General features: G+C 62.1%; 24 protein-coding genes and 1 tRNA gene. 15 read left to right on the plus strand and 10 right to left on the minus strand.

Annotation, left to right across the window (positions count from 1 at the left end; genetic code table 11):
• Positions 1–223 precede the first annotated feature (223 nt).
• Positions 224–314 (minus strand) — tRNA-Ser (locus tag ACWPVA_RS10275).
• Positions 315–962: 648 nt separating this feature from the next.
• On the opposite strand from ACWPVA_RS10275, the gene ACWPVA_RS10280 reads away from it, so the two are divergent.
• The 3 genes from ACWPVA_RS10280 (at position 963) to ACWPVA_RS10290 (ending at position 5238) form a co-directional block, all read left to right on the plus strand.
• Positions 963–1958, plus strand: a complete 996-nt coding sequence (locus tag ACWPVA_RS10280; protein ID WP_454287587.1) for a porin — start codon at positions 963–965, stop codon at positions 1956–1958.
• A gap of 278 nt (positions 1959–2236) precedes the next feature.
• Complete coding sequence (locus ACWPVA_RS10285) at positions 2237–3148, plus strand: tyrosine-type recombinase/integrase (protein ID WP_454287588.1); 912 nt, start codon at positions 2237–2239, stop codon at positions 3146–3148.
• Between the two features lie 251 nt (positions 3149–3399).
• Positions 3400–5238: a methyl-accepting chemotaxis protein gene (locus ACWPVA_RS10290; protein WP_454287589.1), complete on the plus strand. Its 1839-nt coding sequence runs from the start codon at positions 3400–3402 to the stop codon at positions 5236–5238.
• 12 nt (positions 5239–5250) lie between these two features.
• Here the strand turns inward: ACWPVA_RS10290 and ACWPVA_RS10295 are convergent, their stop codons facing one another.
• Both ACWPVA_RS10295 and ACWPVA_RS10300 read right to left on the minus strand, forming a co-directional pair.
• A complete protein-coding gene (locus tag ACWPVA_RS10295; RefSeq protein ID WP_454287590.1) occupies positions 5251–6468 on the minus strand; it encodes an NAD(P)/FAD-dependent oxidoreductase in 1218 nt (405 codons plus the stop codon).
• 195 nt (positions 6469–6663) lie between these two features.
• A complete protein-coding gene (locus ACWPVA_RS10300; protein ID WP_454287591.1) occupies positions 6664–7104 on the minus strand; it encodes a glyoxalase superfamily protein in 441 nt (146 codons plus the stop codon).
• Positions 7105–7451: 347 nt separating this feature from the next.
• Here ACWPVA_RS10300 and ACWPVA_RS10305 point away from each other — a divergent pair, with 347 nt between their 5' ends.
• A complete protein-coding gene (locus ACWPVA_RS10305; RefSeq protein ID WP_454287592.1) occupies positions 7452–7799 on the plus strand; it encodes a hypothetical protein in 348 nt (115 codons plus the stop codon).
• Positions 7800–7887: 88 nt separating this feature from the next.
• Here ACWPVA_RS10305 and ACWPVA_RS10310 read toward each other — a convergent pair whose 3' ends face one another.
• Entirely contained in the window at positions 7888–8340 is a 453-nt protein-coding gene (locus ACWPVA_RS10310) for a baeRF12 domain-containing protein (RefSeq protein WP_454287593.1), read from the minus strand.
• Between the two features lie 335 nt (positions 8341–8675).
• On the opposite strand from ACWPVA_RS10310, the gene ACWPVA_RS10315 reads away from it, so the two are divergent.
• Together ACWPVA_RS10315 and ACWPVA_RS10320 are read left to right on the plus strand one after the other, a co-directional pair.
• Positions 8676–9059 carry a PilZ domain-containing protein gene (locus ACWPVA_RS10315; protein WP_454287594.1) on the plus strand — a complete coding sequence of 128 codons (384 nt, stop codon included), beginning with the start codon at positions 8676–8678 and terminating at the stop codon, positions 9057–9059.
• 128 nt (positions 9060–9187) lie between these two features.
• Positions 9188–10297 carry a pyridoxal phosphate-dependent aminotransferase gene (locus ACWPVA_RS10320; protein WP_454287595.1) on the plus strand — a complete coding sequence of 370 codons (1110 nt, stop codon included), beginning with the start codon at positions 9188–9190 and terminating at the stop codon, positions 10295–10297.
• Positions 10298–10469: 172 nt separating this feature from the next.
• Here the strand turns inward: ACWPVA_RS10320 and ACWPVA_RS10325 are convergent, their stop codons facing one another.
• Positions 10470–10736: a sel1 repeat family protein gene (locus ACWPVA_RS10325; protein ID WP_454287596.1), complete on the minus strand. Its 267-nt coding sequence runs from the start codon at positions 10734–10736 to the stop codon at positions 10470–10472.
• A 537-nt stretch (positions 10737–11273) separates the two neighbouring features.
• Here ACWPVA_RS10325 and ACWPVA_RS10330 point away from each other — a divergent pair.
• A complete protein-coding gene (locus ACWPVA_RS10330) occupies positions 11274–11609 on the plus strand; it encodes a DUF2147 domain-containing protein (RefSeq protein ID WP_454287597.1) in 336 nt (111 codons plus the stop codon).
• 87 nt (positions 11610–11696) lie between these two features.
• Here the strand turns inward: ACWPVA_RS10330 and ACWPVA_RS10335 are convergent, their stop codons facing one another.
• Positions 11697–11915, minus strand: a complete 219-nt coding sequence (locus ACWPVA_RS10335) for a tautomerase family protein (protein ID WP_454287598.1) — start codon at positions 11913–11915, stop codon at positions 11697–11699.
• Positions 11916–11961: 46 nt separating this feature from the next.
• Positions 11962–12702, minus strand: coding sequence for an SDR family oxidoreductase (locus ACWPVA_RS10340; RefSeq protein ID WP_454287599.1), 741 nt, complete (start codon positions 12700–12702; stop codon positions 11962–11964).
• Positions 12703–12803: 101 nt separating this feature from the next.
• Between ACWPVA_RS10340 and ACWPVA_RS10345 the strand changes: the two genes are divergently transcribed.
• The gene (locus tag ACWPVA_RS10345; RefSeq protein ID WP_454287600.1) at positions 12804–13697 is read left to right on the plus strand and encodes a LysR family transcriptional regulator; all 894 of its coding nucleotides are present in this window, start codon (positions 12804–12806) and stop codon (positions 13695–13697) included.
• Between the two features lie 186 nt (positions 13698–13883).
• On the opposite strand, the gene ACWPVA_RS10350 is transcribed toward ACWPVA_RS10345, so the two are convergent.
• On the minus strand, positions 13884–14576 hold the full coding sequence (locus ACWPVA_RS10350; protein WP_454287601.1) for a glutathione S-transferase family protein: 693 nt from the start codon (positions 14574–14576) through the stop codon (positions 13884–13886).
• Between the two features lie 179 nt (positions 14577–14755).
• Here ACWPVA_RS10350 and ACWPVA_RS10355 point away from each other — a divergent pair, with 179 nt between their 5' ends.
• The 4 genes from ACWPVA_RS10355 to ACWPVA_RS10370 all read left to right on the plus strand — a co-directional run bounded on the left by ACWPVA_RS10355 (position 14756) and on the right by ACWPVA_RS10370 (position 16968).
• On the plus strand, positions 14756–14923 hold the full coding sequence (locus ACWPVA_RS10355) for a hypothetical protein (RefSeq protein ID WP_454287602.1): 168 nt from the start codon (positions 14756–14758) through the stop codon (positions 14921–14923).
• Positions 14924–14945: 22 nt separating this feature from the next.
• Complete coding sequence (locus tag ACWPVA_RS10360) at positions 14946–15122, plus strand: hypothetical protein (protein WP_454287603.1); 177 nt, start codon at positions 14946–14948, stop codon at positions 15120–15122.
• A 108-nt stretch (positions 15123–15230) separates the two neighbouring features.
• Positions 15231–16733, plus strand: coding sequence for an AMP nucleosidase (locus tag ACWPVA_RS10365; RefSeq protein WP_454287604.1), 1503 nt, complete (start codon positions 15231–15233; stop codon positions 16731–16733).
• Between the two features lie 22 nt (positions 16734–16755).
• Positions 16756–16968, plus strand: a complete 213-nt coding sequence (locus tag ACWPVA_RS10370; RefSeq protein ID WP_454287605.1) for a hypothetical protein — start codon at positions 16756–16758, stop codon at positions 16966–16968.
• A 16-nt stretch (positions 16969–16984) separates the two neighbouring features.
• On the opposite strand, the gene ACWPVA_RS10375 is transcribed toward ACWPVA_RS10370, so the two are convergent.
• Positions 16985–17455 carry an OsmC family protein gene (locus ACWPVA_RS10375; protein WP_454287606.1) on the minus strand — a complete coding sequence of 157 codons (471 nt, stop codon included), beginning with the start codon at positions 17453–17455 and terminating at the stop codon, positions 16985–16987.
• A 179-nt stretch (positions 17456–17634) separates the two neighbouring features.
• Between ACWPVA_RS10375 and ACWPVA_RS10380 the strand changes: the two genes are divergently transcribed.
• The 3 genes from ACWPVA_RS10380 (at position 17635) to ACWPVA_RS10390 (ending at position 19356) form a co-directional block, all read left to right on the plus strand.
• Positions 17635–18222 carry a PadR family transcriptional regulator gene (locus tag ACWPVA_RS10380; RefSeq protein WP_454287607.1) on the plus strand — a complete coding sequence of 196 codons (588 nt, stop codon included), beginning with the start codon at positions 17635–17637 and terminating at the stop codon, positions 18220–18222.
• A gap of 2 nt (positions 18223–18224) precedes the next feature.
• Positions 18225–18512, plus strand: coding sequence for a DUF2218 domain-containing protein (locus tag ACWPVA_RS10385; RefSeq protein WP_454287608.1), 288 nt, complete (start codon positions 18225–18227; stop codon positions 18510–18512).
• Between the two features lie 67 nt (positions 18513–18579).
• The gene (locus ACWPVA_RS10390) at positions 18580–19356 is read left to right on the plus strand and encodes an SDR family NAD(P)-dependent oxidoreductase (protein ID WP_454287609.1); all 777 of its coding nucleotides are present in this window, start codon (positions 18580–18582) and stop codon (positions 19354–19356) included.
• 82 nt (positions 19357–19438) lie between these two features.
• On the opposite strand, the gene ACWPVA_RS10395 is transcribed toward ACWPVA_RS10390, so the two are convergent.
• Positions 19439–20809 carry an aspartate aminotransferase family protein gene (locus ACWPVA_RS10395; RefSeq protein WP_454287610.1) on the minus strand — a complete coding sequence of 457 codons (1371 nt, stop codon included), beginning with the start codon at positions 20807–20809 and terminating at the stop codon, positions 19439–19441.
• Positions 20810–20969: the final 160 nt, after the last annotated feature.

The raw sequence follows: 20969 nt of genomic DNA on the forward strand, positions 1-20969 counted from the left end.
CCTCCAGTCAATTATGAACGGAGGGCGTAGGGCAAGATCGAATAAGATCGTCTATTCAATCACATAACGAGAAATTCACGATTGCCGCTGCGTGGGCCATCGAAGAGCGGTGAACTCTCGCTGCCTGGCGAGATGCAAAGACCGCATGGAGAAACGGCAGCAAACACGATGCGCTCGATCAATCGGGACTGGTTTTCTGGAGAGGCGCTCGACAAGAGCAAGGTGGCGGAGAGGAAGGGATTCGAACCCTCGATACGCTTTTGACGTATACTCCCTTAGCAGGGGAGCGCCTTCGACCACTCGGCCACCTCTCCGGTCCGGCCTGATTATTGGCTTGATTGGGCGAATGCAAGGCCTTTTCGTCGCCGCTCTCATTTTCCGGCGCAGGTTTCATGCCTCCCTATATATAAAGCTGCCTCCGGAGCTCGTCGTAGCCTGCCTGGCCACTGGCGAGCCGATCCCTGGGTGATTCTGCGAATCTGACCGAATCGTGACCCCTGAAACTGATTTGGGTTCGCAATTTAACCGAGACAGGCTCCCAAACCGGCTGGGTTTGCACAAGATCGCCGCTCGGCGAATGCCGGGCCTCCCTTGCAAACAGGGGGAGAGAGCCCGCGTCACCTGTACCGTTTCGGGATATGAGTCGTTCAGCGGGCTGCGCCGACGCGTCGCAATCTTGCGCTAAGTGCCTTTTTCGTAAGGACTTTCTTAATAAGAGGTAAACAGAAGGCCGGGCTCGGGCGAGGGTTTGTGTCCTTTCAGCAACAGGGCCTTGGGAAGGGGGATGGGTTTTGTCGCTTTCGGTGGTTTGGTGATTGCATGACGGTCGGCGTTTTGTATTTTCAATCTCGGAAGCGAGGCGGTGGATCGTCCGTCTTCTGAAAACCGACGGGGATGGGGCAGGGAATGCTGTCCTTCAGCCAAAGAACCCAGACCCATACGAAACTTGACTGGAGGTCAATATGAACATCAAGAGCCTTCTTCTCGGCTCCGCTGCAGCTCTCGTTGCAGTCACCGGCGCACAGGCTGCCGACGCTATCGTTGCAGCTGAACCTGAGCCGATGGAATACGTTCGCGTTTGCGACGCTTTCGGCACCGGCTACTTCTACATCCCCGGCACCGAAACCTGCCTCAAGATCGGCGGCTACGTTCGTGCACAGCTTAACTGGGAGCACGTCGAGAACGACCCGGACGGCAACGACTTCGGCCTGGATGCTCGCACCCGCGCCTATCTCTCGTTTGCTGCCAAGAACGATTCGGAAGTCGGCACCATCGGCTCCTTCATCGCCCTGCGTACCTGGGCTGAAGAAGACTATAATGGCGGCGCCTTCGAAATCGACGAAGCCTACATCACCGTTGGCGGCTTCAAGGTCGGTTACATGTACAACTACTGGGATATCGGCCTGTCTGGCGAAACCGATGCCCTGGGTTCGAACCGTCTGAACGCAATCGGTTACGAATATTCGACCGACGCCTTCACCGCCGGTGTATTCGTCGACGAACTGTTCGCCTCGGCTCCTGGTGAAAATGATGGCGTTGGCATCGAAGCCATGGTCAGCGGCAGCTTCGGCGTTGCTACTGCCGCCCTGCTCGGCGGTTATGACTTCGCTCGCGAAGAAGGCGCCGTTCGCCTGATCGTCGAAGCCGAAATCGGCCCGGGCACCCTCGGCGTTGCCGGTATCTACTCCTCCGGCGTCAACCAGTACTACGACCTCGCACAGTGGACCGTAGCCGGCGAATATGCAGTCAAGCTGACCGACAAGCTGAAGCTGACCCCGGCCGCCCAGTACTTCTGGGACTATGACCTGATCGACGGCAACGACGCCTGGACCGCGGGTGTAACCCTCGACTACCAGATTGCCGAAGGCCTGGCGTTCAAGACCACCGCCAACTACTTCGATGAAGATGCCGCCGACGGCGTGTGGACCGGTTACGTCCGCCTGCAGCGTTCGTTCTGATCGCGGCTAATTCGAAAAAAGGAGACCCGGCCATCTGGCCGGGTCTCCTCATTGCCTGACAGGTCCGGTACCGGCTTCGTGATCAGACGAAAGTTGGCAGGACTTGACGGAAAAGCACTGGAACGACATCGACCGCGCGCTGCCGTAGGTTGAGATGCCGTGTGAACGCGCTTGCCTAGTTGAGAAGTTGCTTTATTGTAATTCGCTTACTTGGTGACGCTGGGGGACGTTGCGTTAACAAGGAGCGTGAGGCTTTGAATAGTCTGCACACGAGCGGAATGCGTTTTGACACGCAGGCGAGTCTGTCGCCTTACGAGCGTCATTACCAGTACAGGCTATCGAGCTCACCGAGCGAGGTGAAGGAAACGTCTCTGAAGATCCTGTTCGGGAAATACGGAGACATCCTGTGGAATAATGGTAGTCACAAATACAATGTGACGAACTTCATCGGAGAGTTGAACGATCTCCTCGAAGTCCCGAGCTTTTCTGTCTTCTCCCAGGAAATGCTCGATGAACTCATAGGCAAGTTGCGCAAGCGCGGTAACAGCAATGCCACCATCAATCGAAAGATGGCGGCCTTAAGCAAGTTATTGCGAAAGGCGAACAAGATGGGTGATGTTCACAGCTTGCCGGAATTCAAGCGACAGAAAGAAAGTGCCGGGCGAATCCGCTTTCTCGACCATGACGAGGAAAGCGCCCTCTTCTCGCAGATCCGGTCCCATTCGGAGCTTTACGCTCGATTCTGCATCTTTCTGGTCGACACTGGTGCGCGTCTGAGCGAAGGGCTGGACCTGCGCTGGGGTGACCTCACGGACACGCGCGCGACCTTCTGGGTCACCAAATCGGGCCGAAGCCGCTCTGTCCCACTCACCCGCCGAGCGGCGCTGGCGATTACCGCATCGGACCGGCGCAAGCCCGGACCGTTCAGCGACATCGACCAGCAACGCTTCCGCACGGCCTGGCATCAGGCCAAGGAAGTGGTCGGCCTTGGCGACGACAAGGACGTCGTGCCGCACATCTTGCGCCACACCTGCGCCTCCCGCTTGGTCCAGGGCGGCATCGATATCCGCCGTGTCCAGATGTGGCTCGGCCACCAGACGTTGTCGATGACCATGCGCTATGCTCACCTGGCGTCGCACGACCTGGAAATGTGCATCCCCGTCCTGGAGCGCGCGAGCGCCGGCAAGTGATTCCACAGTGATGATCCGACGGGGGCGGGACGGCGACGGGCCGAGGCCGTCGGCCCTTTTTCTTCCCTGCTTTGCTGATCCTCGCTGATCAGCTCCGCCGAAGATCCCCAAAAGAGCGCCAAACCGCGACGAAAGGATCGGTAGGCCCCTTTCCCTCTTTCCGCATAATCATCTGTGACCAAAATCTGTGCGGCGGGCGCTTCAGGTCCGGGAGGGACGGCTCGTCGCGCTGGTTTGTCGCGGGGGATGGCATGAGGATCTTGAAGAGGCCCGGCGCATTGAGCCTTTCGGCAGCGGCGCCGACGCTGATGCTTGCAGGAGCGGCTTTTCTCGGCATTGCCTTGTGGCGCTACATACCGCCTATTGGCGATCGGCTGGGAATGACGGTCTTTGAAGGGCAAGTCGCCGCAGCTGTTGCGATCGTGATCGCTGTGGTGGCGCTTACGCCGTCTGCCAGGCGGATTGCAGGGGGCGCCGCCGTGTCGCAGGACCGGATCGCCGGGACCCTTACCGAGATCGCCGCCCGCGCCACCGAGATGGAGATGCTGGCGCTTGCCCAGCACAGCCTCGACAACAATCTGCAGATTCTCCAGACCGAACTCCGCCAGCGCGGCGATGCGCAAGTCCGCGACGGCGTGCTCTATTACGGCGACACCCGCATCAACGACGACACCGCCATCGTCGACGCCGTCCGCGAAAAGGCCGGGGGCACCGCGACTATATTTCTCGAAGACCTGCGAATCGCCACCAATGTGACCAAGCCAGACGGCAGCCGCGCCGTCGGCACGCGTTTGAGCGCGGAGGCGGTGATCGAAACGGTTCTACGCCAAGGAAAAGCCTTCCGGGGCGAGGCCGAGATCCTCGGCGAGGCCTATTACACGATCTACGAGCCCATTCTCAGCGACGGCCAGGTGGTCGGCATTCTCTATGTCGGGCTGCGCAAGGCCGAATTCGCCGCCAGCCACGGCGAAGGGGCGAGCGAGACAGGCGCCCCCGCCGGAGCAGCGGCGATCAGCCGTGCACTCGCCGCCCTCGACCGGTCCGCCAGGACGCAAGGCGAGATGGCGCAGGCGGCGATCGTCCAGCGACAGCAGGCGGAGGATCTGCGCCGTCAGCACGAAGCGCGACGCCAGGCGCAGGCCGCCGAGCAGCGCCAAGTGGTGGCGGATCTCTCGGCCGCGCTCGAGCATCTGGCGCAGGGCGACCTGACCCGACCGATCGCAGCCCCCTTCCCAGCCGACTACGAATCACTGCGGCTGAACTACAATAGCGCGCTCCATCGGCTGCACGACGCCATCGCCGAGATTTCGAGCGGCGTCGACAGCCTGCGCGAAGGGTCGAACGGCATCAGCAGTGCCGCCGATCAACTCGCCCATCGCACGGAGCAGCAGGCGGCAAGCCTGGAAGAAACGGCGGCTGCGCTCAACGAAATTACCGCGACGGTGCAGGCAACCTCGGCCGGCGCCCGCAAGGCGAGGCAAACGGTCGAGAGCACCCATGCCGATGTGGAGCGAAGCGGCCAGACCATGAGCCAGGCCGTAACGGCGATGGAGCGCATCGAGGCCTCCGCACGCCACATGGAGCAGATCATCGGCGTGATCGACGAAATCGCCTTCCAGACCAATCTTCTGGCCCTCAATGCCGGTGTCGAAGCGGCGCGGGCGGGCGAATCGGGACGCGGATTTGCCGTGGTCGCGCAGGAGGTGCGCGCGCTGGCCCAGCGTGCGGCCGATGCCGCCAGGGAGATCCGCCAGTTGATCCTTGGCTCGAACGAGCAGGTGGCGCTAGGGGCGAGCCTCGTCAACCAGACAGGAGAGGCTTTGAGCAAGGTGGTGGGCCAAGTCGGCGAAATCGCACGGCTTATCTCCGAAATCGCGAGTTCAGCCGTCGAACAGGCCAGCGGCCTGGAGGAGGTCAACGGCGCCGTCAACCAGATGGATCAGTTTACCCAGCAGAACGCGGTGATGGTCGAGGAGAGCAATGCCGCAAGCCACGCGATCCGACTGGAAGCCGATCGCTTGAGCAACAAGGTGTCCGTCTTCAAGGTCGCAGCACAGCCGTCTTCATCGAAAGATATCGCCGCGGCCTGATGGCGCGCGCGATTATGCCAGCAATGTCTTCAGGTCGGAGCCTGGATCCGCAATCACCGTGCGGTCGGGCGTGCGGCCCATGTCCAGCAGCTTCTTTCCCGTGACATAGGCCTTGGCATCGTTGATCGCATCGACGGCGATGAACTCACCCTTGGCGAAATACCAGATCGACAGGCTGCCTTCGCGTCCGCCGGGCCGCACCACCGTCTCGTCATAGCCGAGGTTGAAACCGGCGATCTGCAGCTTCACGTCGTACTGGTCGGACCAGAACCACGGTTTCGGCTGGTAGGGATCAACGCCGCCGGCCATCGCCGCGGCCGCGGCCTCCGCCTGTTCGACGGCGTTCTGCACCAATTCGAGGCGAATCTTCTGGCCTTTCCAGTCGAAGACGGCGCAATCACCCATGGCATAGACCGATGGATCGGATGTGAGGCCAAACGCGTCGACGACGATGCCGCCGGCAGTCTCGATGCCGGCGCGCGCGGCCAGCCCGTCATTGGCAGTGACGCCGATGCCGGCGATCACGATGTCGACGTCGACGCGGGACCCGTCGGACAGCTCGGCCGCGACGACCCGACCGCTTTCGCCGATCAGCCGGCCAAGCCCGGTCTTTTCGCGGATGACGACGCCGTGGCCGATATGGATGGCGCGCATGGCATCGGCGGTTTCCTTCGCCGCGACCCGGGCCAGAATGCGGTCGGCCATCTCGATCAGCGTCACCTCGAGCCCGAGATGGCGGGCGACGGCGGCAGCCTCGAGGCCGATATAACCGCCGCCGACGATCAGCAGACGCCGGCCCGGCTTCATTTCAGCCGCCAGGCGATCGGCGTCAACCTTGTCACGTACGGTGTAGACGCCCTCAAGATCGCCGCCGATCGCGTCGGGCAGGCGCCGCGGCGTCGCGCCAGTGGCGATCGCCAGCGTTTCATAGGCCAGGGTGGATCCGTCAAACAGACGCACGGCCTTGGCCGCCCGGTCGATATCTTCGACCGGCGTCGCAAGCCTGATCTCGACGTCGTTTTCGCCATACCAGGCCCCGGAGCGAAACAGCAGACGGTCGAAGCTCATCTCGCCGAGCAGGTATTTCTTCGACAGCGGCGGGCGCTGGTAGGGAAGGCAGTCTTCCGCGCCGAGGATGGTGATCGGCCGGGTGTCCTTCAGGCTGCGCAGTTTTGCCGCCAGTGCAAAGGCCGCCTGCCCTGCCCCGATGATGACCAGTCTGCCTGTCACGTGAAGCTCCCGATGTCGGTTCTGGAAGGTCGCGTCGATCGCCGCTTCGGGCCGCGCGATAAGGAAGGCCAAGGGGTAACGCGCCGATACCGGCCCGTCAAGCTGGACGGCCGATCTGCCGAATGCCGCGCCGCCGCCCGGACAGAGAACGGCCCGGCCGGCACATTGAGCGTGCCGGCCGGGCCGGGTGACGGGTCAAAGGTCGAGCACGAGATGCGGCCGACCGTTGGAGGTATGGCGGGGCGAAACGCCCTTGCCGTCGATCGTCGCGGTGACGCGCTGGCGGAAGGCCGAGAAACTGTCGAAGGTGACGACATCGACCGGTGCGTCGAAGTGCAGCGTGATGGAATAGTAGTTGCTCTGCGACAGCCGCGACAGGCTAAGCACCTTCCCGCGAAACCGCTGGCCGAGATATTCGCCGGAGACGACCGCACCCACGGCGACGGGCGCCGGCTCGGCATTGTCGCTGCGGGCGGCAAGCGCCGACATCGTGTTCCAGTCACGCACTCCGTGGCTCTTCGCCACCAGCTCGAGTGCCGCGCTATGGGTGACCGGCGTGCCGCCGCCAGCCATGGCGTCGCGCAGGCGCCGGGCCTGGGATTTCAGTTCGTCAATCGTCAGTGTGGCCATGGACATGGCAAACCTCTCTTCTCATGGCATGCGAAAAGATCGAAGGGAGCCCGCATTGCCCCCATCGCGCACGCGCACAACAAGGGTTTCATTCCATGCTTCAAGAAGACTTCACCAAGGGCATCTCACCCGCGGGCGGCCGGCGCTTCAAACCGGGATCACATATGGAAAGCGGCAAAGCCTGTGTCAAGGGAACAAGGCAAGGCTCACAAGACCGACAGGTCGGGACCGTCAGAGGCCTCAAGATCTGCGGCGGATGGGCGCAGATGTTTCCGTTTTTATCGACGCCATTCAGAAAGCGTCAGGGAAGTTGCGCTAAAGTGGGACCCTAAAACAATATTGGGGAGGGTGCGATGCCCCTGCAGGTCATACCGGACGTAAAACAGGACATCCCGCGGGACAAAGTCTACGAGAAGTTCACGATCGATCGCCCCGGCAAGATCATCTTCGTCGGTCGGCATCTCAGCACCAAGACCAACCTGCGCTGCCTGATCCATTCGATTTCGCTCTATGGCGCGGAACTTGAAGTCAGCCCACATGTTCCCGTGCCGAGCAACTTCTTCCTGGAGATCCTCGGCATTCACGACGAGATCGGCTGCACGCTGATCCGCCGTGAGGAGGAAAAAGTCACCATCGGCTTCAACATGCTGATCGATCCGGAATTCCTGCACCACGTCGTGCGGCTCTCCTTCGAACTCTGAGGCATACTGAAGTCCGAGACGGGCGAAACAGACAGGAGGCCGCCGGCTTTCGCGCCGGAGGCCTCTCTGTGCGGTTCCCACCAGGCACTTATTTCAGTGCGGCGAGGTGCTTCTCGATTTCCGACACGGTCAGTTTCACCAGATCCTTGTCGATCTCGGCGCGGATGATGCCTTCCGGCAGCGAGGCGAACTCCGCCCGCAGGATGCCGAGAGCCTTCGGCGGCGCGACCAGGATCATCGCCTTGATTTCACGCGATTCCACCAGTTTCTCGACCTTCTTCGCGACGTCCTTGAGGAACTCCGCTTCGGCCTGCTCGTGCCAGTCGGTCTCCTCCATGGCACTGCGGCTGGCGCCATGCGACTGGTGCACGCGGCCGGGCCGGTCAGAACCGAGATCGCGCGTTGCCTCATCGGGTTGGGACTGGTGCTCGACGACCGTCAGATTGACGAGGCCGGCATCGCCGTCGTTGCGCAGGAAGAGTGCCTTGGCGCCGTCGCAGACAATCACCCAGGATTTGTGGCCAATATTGAAACGGCTCATGATTTTTTCCTTTTTTGGCGAGGCAATTCCGCCTCTATCTTCATACTAGGCGCGTCGGACCGCCCGTTCAAGGCGAGCCGCTCTCCTTGAGGTCGCAGTCGCCGTGCGGCCGACAGCCCACGCTTGGCCATGCTCCCGGATGGAATCATCCGGATCAAGGTGGCCTGTCGCCGGCATTGCGTTCCAGATCTCGACGTTCAACACGACCCGGTCTCCCGATTTCTGGGGAAAAGGCGAAGCCCGTAGAATTTTAGTGTCTGCATTGACCGCACTACAACGCTTTTGCTGCAGCCTCCCCTTCAAGAACTCGCCCAAAGGCGCAAAAGGGGAATGCCATGCAAGATGGGACACATCTGGCGGCAGTGACTTCAGAAATGTACGAACGCAAGTGGGAGCGGTTTTACGTGCGCCGCCCGGCGCGCATCATGGCCGTCAGCCCTGGCCTCAGTGGCATCACCATGCGCAGCGGCGAACTGGTGGACATTTCGCAAGGCGGGGCTGCGCTGGAAATCACCACGACGATCGGCCTGTCGTCGCACTACTATCTCCAGGTTATCGGCCTGGCCGACCGCATCGGCTGCGCAGAAGCCTATCGCAACGGAAACCGTGTCGGCGTGAAATTCATCTGCCCGATTCCGGAGCACGTACTGCATTCCATCGTCCGCGCCGATTTCATCATGGGCGAGAAAGTCAACAAGCCCGCCGCAGCCTATCGATAGGGGCTTGCCTCACAGGAGTAAGGATCTCCCGAAGGACGTGCAATTCCGGCGGAACCTGCTCTTGCGCAGGGCGCAATTGCACCTATTGTGTGCCGGATTTCAATTTTTCCAGGATTCTCAAGAACAGCATGTCCGGTTTCTCGCGCTTCACCCCCTTGATCAGCGCCCTTCCCGCCACCGTGCCCTTTGTTGGGCCCGAGGCCATCGAACGTCAACGCGGTCTGCCGGTTCGCGCCCGCATCGGCGCCAATGAGAGCGGGTTTGGCCCTGCCCCTTCTGTGCTGGCGACGATCCGCGACAAGGCCGGCGAAATCTGGAAGTACAATGATCCGGAGAACTTCGCGCTGAAGACGGCGTTGGCAGCGCATCTCGCGCTTGCCCCGGCCAATATCGTCGTCGGCGAAGGCGTCGACGACCTGCTCGGCCTGATCGTTCGGCTGATCATCGAGCCCGGAATGCCGGTCGTCACCTCGCTCGGCGGCTATCCGACCTTCAACTTTCACGTCAACGGCTTTGGCGGCCGGCTCGTCACCACGCCCTATGTCAACGACCGAGAAGATCTCGACGGCCTGCTCGCTGCGGTGAAGCGGGAAAATGCCCCGCTCGTCTATTTCGCCAATCCGGACAATCCGATGGGCAGTTGGTGGGATGCCGACAGCATCGTCTCCTTTGCCCGGGCACTGCCCGAGACCACGCTGCTCATTCTTGATGAAGCCTATTGCGAGACCGCGCCAGAAGGCTCGGCGCCGCCGACCGATGCGCTGATCGACCTGCCGAACGTCATTCGCATGCGCACCTTCTCCAAGGCCTATGGCCTCGCCGGCGCACGCGTCGGTTATGCCTTCGGCACGCCGGAGACGGTTCTTGCCTTCGACAAGATCCGCAACCATTTCGGCATGCCGCGCCTCTCGACCGAGGCCGCGCTCGCCGCCCTTGCCGACCAGGCCTATCTGAAGGACGTGGTTGCGCGCATCGTGGCGGCACGCGAGCGCATCGCCGTGATCGCCACGGCAAACGGGCTTGCTCCGCTTGCCTCGGCCACCAATTTCGTCGCCATCGACTGCGGCAGCGACGGCACCCGCGCCCGTGCCATCGTCGACGGACTGATGCAGCACGGCGTCTTCATCCGCATGCCGGGCGTTGCCCCGCTCAACCGCTGCATCCGCGTATCGACCGGACTGCCGGCCGACATGGACCTGTTCGAGGACGTGCTGCCCAAAGTGCTGAAGGCGCTCTGATCGGGCAGGCACAGGCCAAATAAAAAGAACCGCGCCGGCCTTGTTCCTGCCGGTCGCGGTTCTCATGTGTTGGCTCAAGGCCCCGTCCAAAGGTCCCCCGCCACGCTCCCCTCTTCCAGGGTTTTTCTTGTCTGTTGAACCCGGTATCATACCGGGGAATTGGTCGTGACGATCAGTGCATCGTCATCCATTCGCGGGCCGACCGCAGCGCTTCGGCGAGTTCGCCCTTGCTCATCGTCTGGGCCAGATCGGCGCGGAGTTCCGCGGCGCGGCCGCAGCCTTTGATGGCGGCGATGTTCAGCCACTTGTGCGCCGAGACGAGGTCGATCGGGCAACCGCGGCCGGTCGCATACATCAGTCCCATGTCGCAGAAGACATCGGCCCGGGTTTCGCCACCCATGGTGGACATTTCGGAATTATGCATTTCAAAGCGTGCCATTGGTTTTGTCCCTGTCTAGCCTAACGGTTTAAACTGTCCCTGTTTTGGCCCTTGAGAGGCCTCCTTCCGAACCCTTGGCCGTCTGTCGCGGCGTCTTTGAGGTCCTTCCGGGCGGCGGGTTTTCCCTGCTCGTTTGATGACTTCACTATGCCGAAAGCCTTTCAACGGGCGCTTAAAATCCATGCTTAATTTGCTGAAAATAAAGTACAAACTCTTTGTAAACTTGGCTTTTTGTTAAGCATCGCCCTGCCTAAATCCCAAGGATTTCCGCTCAAAATTTACGAAAACTTCAGGTTCCGATTTAAACCGGATGATAACCACGAAAAGCACTTGGCTTTCGATCTCCGTCCATGACAGCCCGAGAATCCCGGCTTTCGATGCCCCCTGAAATGCACGCGACGGCTATTTACCTTTACGTCTGCGTAAGATAATTTTGGCTCGCTGAACCATGTACGACCATTACAATGGCGCCGACATGCCGGCTTTGGAGCGCCGGTCCATCAGTATTCGGATTCATCTCGGGAGGAGAGTTACACAATGCGCATGATCATCGTCGCCGCTGCCCTGGCATTTTCTGCCGCCTCTGTTCAGGCTGCCGAGCCCATCGAAGGCAACTGGAAAACCGCAAGCGGCGCCACCGCGCAGATCGCCCCCTGCGGCGGCAGCTATTGCGTGACGCTGAAGAGCGGCAAGCATTCCGGCAAGCAGATCGGCAAGATGGCCGGCGGCGGCAATAGCTACAAGGGCACGATCACCGATCCGGACGCCGACAAGACCTATTCCGGCTCCGGCACCGTGTCGGGCAATTCGCTCAAGATGAAGGGCTGCGTCATGGCCGTTCTGTGCAAGACCCAGACCTGGTCGCGCCTGTAAAGGACAAGGCCGTCGCGTCCGGCGCCGATCGCCGGGCCGGAAACACAATCAAGACCGGCCAATGTCCCCATCGGCCGGCCTTTTCGTTCAGCTGCCCGCTTTGGCGCGGTAGGCGTCCGGGAGGATGAAAACCTCGTCGGCGCGGGCATAGCCGCCGTCCTTGACCTCCTCGATCAGGACCATTGTATGGGGCCGCGCGGCTTCCGAAAAATACTCGACCAGCATATCGGTGGTGCGATGGACGATCTCTTCCTTCTGCGCCCTGGACAGCGCCCCTTCCGGCGTCTTGATGTTGACGAATGGCATATTTCTTCTCCTGTTGCTGGATATGAGTTGTCGGCGGGTTGCCCGGTCAGATGGCGCCGCCATTGGCGCGGATGATCTGGCCGCTGACCCAGCCGCTGTCGGAGCCGGCCAGGAAGGACACCACCGAAGCGATGTCGCCCGGTTGGCCGAGGCGCTTGCGCGGATTGAGGCCAATGATCGTCTTCAGCAGGTCCTCGGACTTGCCGGCCATGAAGAGATCCGTTTCCACCGGGCCCGGCGCCACGGCATTGACGGTGATTTCGCGGGGCCCCAACTCCTTGGCGAGGATATGGGTCAAGGCCTCGACCGCCGCCTTGGTGGCGGCATAGACGCCGTAGGCGGGCTGGTAAAAGCCGACGACGCTGGACGAAAAGTTGACGATCCGGCCGCCGTCGCGCAGGCGCCGGGCGGCTTCGCGCATGCCTCGGAACGTGCCGCCGAGATTGACGGAGACCTGCCGCTCGAAATCCGCATCCTCGACTGTCGCGATCGGTCCGAGCGCCATGATGCCGGCATTATTGACCAGGACATCGACGCCGCCGAACGCCTGCTCGGCGGCATCGAACAGAGCCGCGGCGCCGGACGGGGCGCCGATGTCGGCCTTGACCACGATGGCACGCCCGCCAGCCGCCTTGATCGCGGCCACGACGTCGAGCGCGGGCTGCTCGTCTCGCGAATGGTTCACGACAACCGCCAATCCATCCGACGCAAGCCGTTTGGCGATAGCGGCGCCGATGCCTTTGGATGCGCCGGTGACGATGGCTGTCCGTTCGAATGTTTCTGTCATCACATCTCTCCTTATGTTGGTGCCGCAGAATTATGCCTGTCGTCATACGGAAACATTCACGGGAAATTTGACATTAGAATTCGGCTGTGGTGAACAAAATCATGGACCGTCTCGATCGCATGCAGCTTTTCGTCCGTGTCGTGGAACGGCGCAGCTTCACCGCCGCGGCGACGGACGTCGGCCTGGCGCGATCGACGGCAACCGAGGCGATCAAGCTGCTGGAGGCCGATGTCGGGGCGCGGCTGCTGGAGCGCACGACGCGGCATGTGACGCCGACGCTCGACGGCCAGGCCTATTACCAGCGCTGCCTCTCGATCCTGTCGGAGGTGGAGGACGCCAACAGCGTGTTTCGCAACGCCCAGCCGCAAGGCACCTTGCGCATCGATGCGCATGGCTTGCTGACGCGAACATTCCTGCTGCCCCGGCTGCCGGAGTTTCTCGACCGATACCCCCTGCTGGAGCTGTATATCGGCCAGGGGGATCGGCTGGTTGATCTGGTGCGCGAAGGCATCGACTGCGTGATCCGGGCCGGAGACCTGGCGGATAGCGGCATGATCATGCGGCGCCTTGCCACGATCCAGGAGGTGACCTGCGCAAGCCCCGCCTATATCGGGAAACATGGCATGCCGTCATCGATCGACGATCTGACCGGCCATGTCTGCGTCGGATTCGTCTCGTCGCGAACAGGCGAAACCATGCCGCTGGAATTCCTCATCGAGGGGCAGACGCGTTTCGTCCACCTGTCGAGCCGGCTGACGGTCAATAATTCCGACACCATGGCCGATCTGGCGCGACAGGGGTTCGGTCTCATCCAGGCACCGCGCTATCGCCTGGCGGCCGACTTCGAATCCGGAGCACTGGTCGAGATCCTGCCCCAGTATCCGCCGCCACCGACGCCGCTCTCCGCCCTCTATCCGCAGAACCGGCAGCTCGCGTCGCGCGTAAGGGTCTTCCTGGACTGGGCAGCGGACGTGTTTGCCGGCGCAAAACTCTGATCGTTGGCGCGAGCGGCCACGAAAAAGGCCCCGGTGTTACCCGCACCGGGACCTTGACGGCATTTGCGACCCGGCTGTCCGGTCAACTTCGAGCCCGTCAGGTACATCGTGAACCAGCCGGGCTCCAGCTCATTCGTTTACGTCTGTCTTTTCGGGAAAACCGTTCCCGCTTTTCCCTGACAAACTTCAGCGCGCCTTCTGGCCGAACAGAACCTTCTTGGCCTCTTCGTCCTGGGCGATATTGCTGCGCTTTTCCTGTCCGACAGCGATGCCGCGCTCAACGGCAGGCTTTGCCATCATACGTTCGAACCAGCGCTTGAGGTTCGGGAAGTCGTCGAGATCCTGGCCCTGGTTCTTGTAGGGCACCACCCAACCGATGGAAGCGATGTCGGCAATCGAATAGTCTCCGGCGAGGTAGTCGCGGTCGGCGAGCCGCTTGTCCATCACGCCGTAGAGCCGGTTCACCTCATTGGTATAGCGGTTGATGCCGTATTCGATCTGTTCCGGCGCATATTGGCGGAAGTGATGCGCCTGGCCGGCCATGGGCCCCAGACCGCCCATCTGCCAGAACAGCCACTGGTCGACTTCCACGCGCGCACGCTCGTCGGTCGGATACAGCTTGCCGTACTTGCGGCCGAGATACTGAAGGATGGCACCTGACTCGAAGATCGAGATCGGCTCGCCGCCCGGACCGTCCGGATCGATGATGGCCGGCATGCGGTTGTTCGGGGCGATCTTGAGGAAGTCCGGCTCGAACTGCTCGCCCTTGCCGATGTTGACGTACTTTACCTCGTAGGGAACGCCGAGTTCCTCGAGCATGATGGAAATCTTCCAGCCGTTGGGCGTCGGCCAGTAATAGAGTTCGATCGGCTTGGTCATGGGGCTTCTCCTGTTTTCGGGAAGATTGGCTGTTGCCGGAGAGTTAGGCACGGCCGGCCCTTGTTCAAGTGAATTCCCCTTAACCGATCTGAATGCCAGATGAACCGCAACCTCAGCACGCGTTCAGGCCCGATACGTCATAAAGCCCTCATCGCAACAACGAAGCGGGAGAAACGGTGATGGCCAAGATGGCAAGGCGACTGACAATCTTCACTCTCGCCATGACGATCTTTGCCATGCTCGTCGCGGGACTGGTGACCGCCGGAAGCGGCGCGGCCGGACGGCCAGTATCTGTTTCCGCAGCCTGCCTGACATCCACCGCCCCGTTCTGCAACTCCAGCCTTTGACACGTTGACCGAGGATATGATCATGCCCGCAACTCTCAACCCCTTCGCCGCCATCTGCCTTCGGTGCACGCTGGCCCTCGGCCTCTTCCTCGGCCCACTCGTCGCAGTCGGCATCGCCCGGTCGGAGGAACTGAGAGTCGCCAAGAATGGTGCCGGTCTGGTGCTGTTCGTCAGCCTACAGCGTCAGTCGATGAGTTGAGTGCCGCCCGCGGCCGATAATTGCCAGTTGCAATCCCGCCCAACTCTGCAATGAATTCGTCACCAATACCGTCGTTTGCTTGTCAAGAAGTCTTCACTATAATGACTTATGAGCAAGCGAATCCATTTCCACACCCCCATCAATTTCATCAGTCCCGATCCGTTAGAGCGGCAGGTCTTCACCGATGCAAAAGCAGCCGTCGACGCGCTGACCGCGCTCTATGAGCGCAATACGGCCTTTCTGATCGATGGCTTTTCGGCGCTTTCCAACGGCGCGCCGATCTCCGGCCGCTACCGGGCCTTCTATCCGCAAGTCACTCTTGAGACGACAAGCTACGGCCAGATTGACACTCGTCTCGCCTATGGCCATGTCACTGCGCCGGGGCTCTACACGACCACGGTGACGCGGCCCCAGCTCTTCCGCCACTATCTTGAAGAGCAGCTGGCACTATTGATTCGCAACCACCAGGTCCCGGTCGTGGTATCGGAATCGACCACCCCGATCCCGTTACACTTCGCCTTCGGCGAAGGAGCCCATGTCGAAGCGGCAACGAGCGGACTTCCGGACATCCCGCTGCGCGATCTGTTCGACACGCCGGACCTCACCGTCACCGACGATGAGATCGCCAATGGCGAATATGATCCGCGGCCCGGAGAACCGCAGCCGCTCGCGCCGTTCACGGCGCAGCGCATCGACTACTCTCTGGCGCGCCTGTCGCACTACACGGCGACGAGTGCTGCCCATTTCCAGAACTTCGTGCTGTTCACCAACTACCAGTTCTACATCGACGAATTCTGCGCCTATGCCCGCAAGCTGATGGCCGAGGGTGGCGAGGGCTATACCGCCTTCGTCGAGCCCGGCAATCTCGTCACGCTGCCCGGCGACAGCGAGCCGAGCGAAGGCGTGGCGATCGGGCGGCTGCCGCAAATGCCGGCCTATCACCTCAAGGGCAAGGGCCATGCCGGCATTACCATGATCAATATCGGCGTCGGTCCGTCGAACGCCAAGACCATCACCGACCATGTGGCGGTGCTCCGGCCCCATGCCTGGCTGATGCTCGGCCATTGCGCGGGCCTGCGCAATTCGCAGCGTCTCGGCGACTACGTGCTGGCGCATGCCTATGTGCGCGAGGACCATGTGCTCGACGACGACCTTCCGGTCTGGGTGCCGATCCCGGCGCTGGCTGAGGTGCAGCTGGCGCTGGAAGACGCAGTCGAGGAGATCACCGGCTACGAGGGCTTCGAACTGAAGCGCATCATGCGCACCGGAACCGTCGCCACGATCGACAACCGCAATTGGGAACTGCGCGACCAGCGCGGTCCGGTCAAGCGCCTGTCGCAGTCGCGCGCCATCGCGCTCGACATGGAATCGGCGACGATCGCCGCCAACGGCTTCCGCTTCCGCGTACCCTATGGCACCCTGCTCTGCGTTTCCGACAAACCGCTGCACGGAGAACTGAAACTGCCGGGCATGGCAACGGCCTTCTACAAGACGCAGGTCAGCCAGCATCTCCAGATCGGCATCCGTGCCTTGCAAAAGCTCGGCGAAATGCCGAAGGAAAGGCTGCATTCACGCAAGCTCAGAAGCTTTTTCGAAACGGCATTCCAGTAAGGACCAACCAGCCGGCCCCATCATGGGCCGCATCCCTGCAACCGATCCAAACCGGCCCTCGCTGATCGTTGCCAGCGACCAGCAGATCGCCGGCAGGAGGTCATTCAATGGCTTGCCGCCCACCATGCTCTGCAAAACGGCGAGGCGAAGAGAAAGCGCCCTGCCCTACATCTTCGGGCGCGAGGGCGATCTCTACCACTTAGCCTCTGCCTTCATCTGCCCGCGCAGCACCTGAAGGCTGATCGCCGCGTTCACTCCTGGATGATCACCGGCTCGCAGCGCACCGGGAAATTCACCGAATTGGCGATGAAGCACTTTTCATGCGCGTCCTCGTGCAGCTGTTGCGCCCGCTCGGCATCGCCGGCCGAGATCGTCACGCGCGGCCTCAGCACCACGTCGGTGAAGCGGCCGGCGCCGGTTTCGTCCGTCACCATCGTGCCCGCGGCGTGGTCCTCATAGGCCGTCACCACGACGCCGTTGACTGCGCAGACATGCAGGTACCAGAGCTTGTGGCAGGCGGAGATCGAGGCAAGCAGCAGGTCTTCCGGGTTCCACCGCTCGGCATCGCCGCGAAAAGCGGGATCGGCCGAACCGGGAATGTCGGGCTTTCCGTCGCAAGAAATCGCATGGTCGCGGGCATAGTCACGGTAGCCGGACGTGCCGGTGCCGCGATTGCCGGTCCAAGTGACGATGACCCGGTATTCGTGGTGGTGCCCCGCCATTTTCTCATCCTCCCCAAGCGTGATTCTTTTGCTGCACGATATGTCAGCGCCCGGACCGCTCCAAGGCTGTCGCGCCGCGCTGTCGCCTCCGACAAAGGAAAATCTCAAATCTCCTCTTGCAATGATCGATCTAAGATATATCTTAGATGCAGCTTCAAACGACAAACGAAGGAACGCAGATGAGACACATGAATTTTGAAGGGCATGGCCGGGGTTCTGGCCACCGGGGTTGGCATGCCATGCGGGAAGGCGCGCCCGGCGGCCGCTTCGACGGTCCCCACCGGGGTCGCGGTCATGGCGGCGAACGCCGACGCATGTTCGAAAGCGGCGAACTTCGGCTCGTCCTGCTCACACTGGTCGAGGAACAGCCGCGCCACGGCTATGACCTGATCCGCGAGATCGAGAACCGATCCGGCGGCGCCTATGCCCCGAGCCCCGGCGTGGTCTATCCCACCATGACCCTGCTCATCGACATGGGCCTTGCCGAGGAAGAGGCCAGCGAAGGCCCGCGCAAGCTGCTCGCCATCACCGAGGCCGGCCGCGCGCATCTGACTGAGCGGGCCGACGAGGTCGCGACTGCCATGGCCCGTCTGGCAGCCCTTGCCAAGGTCAGCGCACGCACGGATGCCGCCCCGGTCCGCCGCGCCATGCAGAACCTCAAGGCCGCGCTGCAGGACCGCTTGTCGCAGGACGGCGTCACCCGCGACGTCCAGCTCGAGGTGGCCCGCCTGATCGACGAGGCGGCCGGCAAGATCGAGAGGCTCTGACCGTGGCGAAGGCGATTGCGATCGTGCCGACCGAGAACGGCTGGAAATACCTGCAGCAGCTCTGCAAGCATTGGAGCCACAAGCTCGACGTCGAACTGGGCGAAAGGAGCGGCATCGTCCGCTTCTCCGAGACGGTCGCCACCATGAGCGCCGATGACAAGGCGCTGACGGTGGAAATCGAGGCGGCTTCGGACGAGGTGCTGGAGCGGATGAAGGGCGTGGTGTCGAACCATCTCGACCGCTTCGCCTTCCGCGAGGCGCCGCTACCCTTCGCATGGCAGGCGGCCTGATCCGGCAGGTGCTTGAAAAGCCGTTCGATTGAGCGTGTATTGTGCCCCCGTCAGAAGGAGGCACGACATGAGCAATACCCTCACCATTCCCGACCTCTCCGGCAAGGCGGTGCTGATCACCGGCGCCTCGAGCGGGATCGGAGCAGCCCTTGCCCGCGCCTTCGCCGCGCAAGGGGTGGCGGTCGGTCTTCACTACCATTCCGGCGCCGAGGCCGCTCAGGCGATTGCCGGCGACATCGAGCGCGCCGGCGGCAAGGTTTCGCTCGTTCGGGCCGACGCGGCGAAGTCCGAGGAGATGGCCGCCGCAGTCGACACAGTCGCGCAGACTTTCGGGCGGCTGGACGGGCTCATCAACAATGCCGGCAGCATGATCGCCCGCGTGCTCTATGAGGAGATGACCGACGCGCATTATGACAGGGTCATGGACGTGAACGGCCGCTCCGTCGTCGCGACCAGCCGCGCCGCTGTTGCCCACCTCAAGACGGACGGCGGCTTCATCATCAACACGACGTCGGTCGCCGCGCGCAGCGGCGGCACGGCCGGATCGGGAATCTACGGCTCGTCCAAGGCCTTCGTGGCGGCCGTCACCAAGGGCATGGCGCTCGAATTCGGCAAATACAATATCCGCATCAACGCGGTGGCGCCCGGCGTGATCGCAACACCGTTCCAGGATCGCTATGCCCTTGCCGGACAGCTCGACCAGGTCGCGGCCAGCGTGCCGTTACGCAGGACCGGCACGCCGGAAGACTGCGTCGGCGCCTACCTCTTCCTCGCCTCCGAAATGCTATCGGGCTACATCACCGGCCAGACGATCGACGTCAATGGCGGACAGTTGATGCCGTGAGCGCGGCTTGGCCGCCGACGGAAGCGGACATCAGATACATCAATGAAGAGGCCGGCGAAATGCCGGCCTCTTTGCGTGGTGTCTATTCCTTGTGATTGTCCTTCAGCCAGTCGAGGCCCTTGCGCAACGTATCGACCGCCTGGTCGACCTCGGAACGCGCGATGATCAGCGGCGGCGAGAACAGCATGCGGTCGCCGGTGGCGCGCAGGATCACGCCATTGTCGACACACTGGTTGCGGACCAGCGTGCCCACCTCGTCGGGCTTCGCAAAACGGCGGCGGGTCGCCTTGTCGGCGGTTATCTGGACCGCGCCCATCAGGCCGACATTGACGGCCTCACCGACCAGGTCGTGATCCGTGAGCGACTGGAGCGCCTGGGTCAGATAGGGGCCGATGTCGTCGCGCACCCGCTCGACCAAACCTTCCTCCTCAATGATCCGAAGGTTCTCGATCGCCGCGGCAGCCGCCACCGGATGGCCCGAATAGGTGTAGCCGTGGTAGAAATCGCCGAGTTCCTCGATCATCACCTTTGCCACCCGCTCGGAGACCAGCACGCCGCCGATCGGCAGATAGCCGGAAGACAATCCCTTGGCGATCGGCGCGAGGTCCGGCTCGAAATCGTAATACTGGTGGCCGAACCAGGTGCCGAGGCGGCCGAAACCGCAGATCACCTCATCGGCGACCAGCAGGATGTTGTATTTCGCGGCGATGCGCTTGATTTCCGGCCAATAGCTGTCCGGCGGCACGATCACGCCGCCGGCGCCCTGGATTGGTTCGGCGACGAAGGCGGCGACATTGTCCTCGCCAAGCTCGAGGATCTTGTCCTCGAGTTCCTTTGCCACCTTGAGACCGAATGCCTCCGGCGAAAGATCGCCCCCCTCGGCATACCAGTAGGGCTGGTTGATGTGGTGAATGCCAGGGATCGGCAGGTTGCCCTGCTCGTGCATCCACGTCATCCCGCCGAGCGAGGCGCCAGCGACCGTCGAGCCATGATAGGCATTCTTGCGGGCGATCACCTGGGTCTTGGTCTCATGGCCGAGCGCCTTCCAATAGACCCGCGCCATGCGGAACCAGGTGTCGGAGGCTTCCGAGCCGGAATTGGTGAAGAAGACGTGGTTGAGCTTGCCGCGCGTATGGCCGGCGATCTTCTGGGCCAGCAGAGTCGCAGGCGGCGTGGTCGTGCCGAAGAAGGTGTTGTAATAGGGGAGTTCCTGCATCTGCGCATAGGCCGCATCGGCGATCGACTTGCGGCCATAGCCGACATTGACGCACCACAGGCCGGCGAAGGCGTCGAGATACTGCTTGCCGTTGGAATCCCAGATATGCACGCCGTCGGCCCGGTTGATGATGCGCGTGCCCGCGTCGTTCAGCTTCTTCATGTCCGAGAAGGGATGCAGATGATGGGCAGCGTCAATGGCACCGAGATTGGAAAGAGCGGCGGCAGTCTTGGTCATGGCAAAAATCCTTGCGCAAGGTGCACTCGCAGTGGCGGCCGCGCACCGGCGGGTCGAGGCCGGTCCGAGACGTCCTGCTTTTCCTTGCCTGATTGAAAGGCGGAAGTTTATCGGCTACGAACATGACCTTCCAAATTGCGTTTGGCAAGGGCGGCGAAGA

The sequence above is a fragment of the Rhizobium arsenicireducens genome (assembly GCF_964021225.1).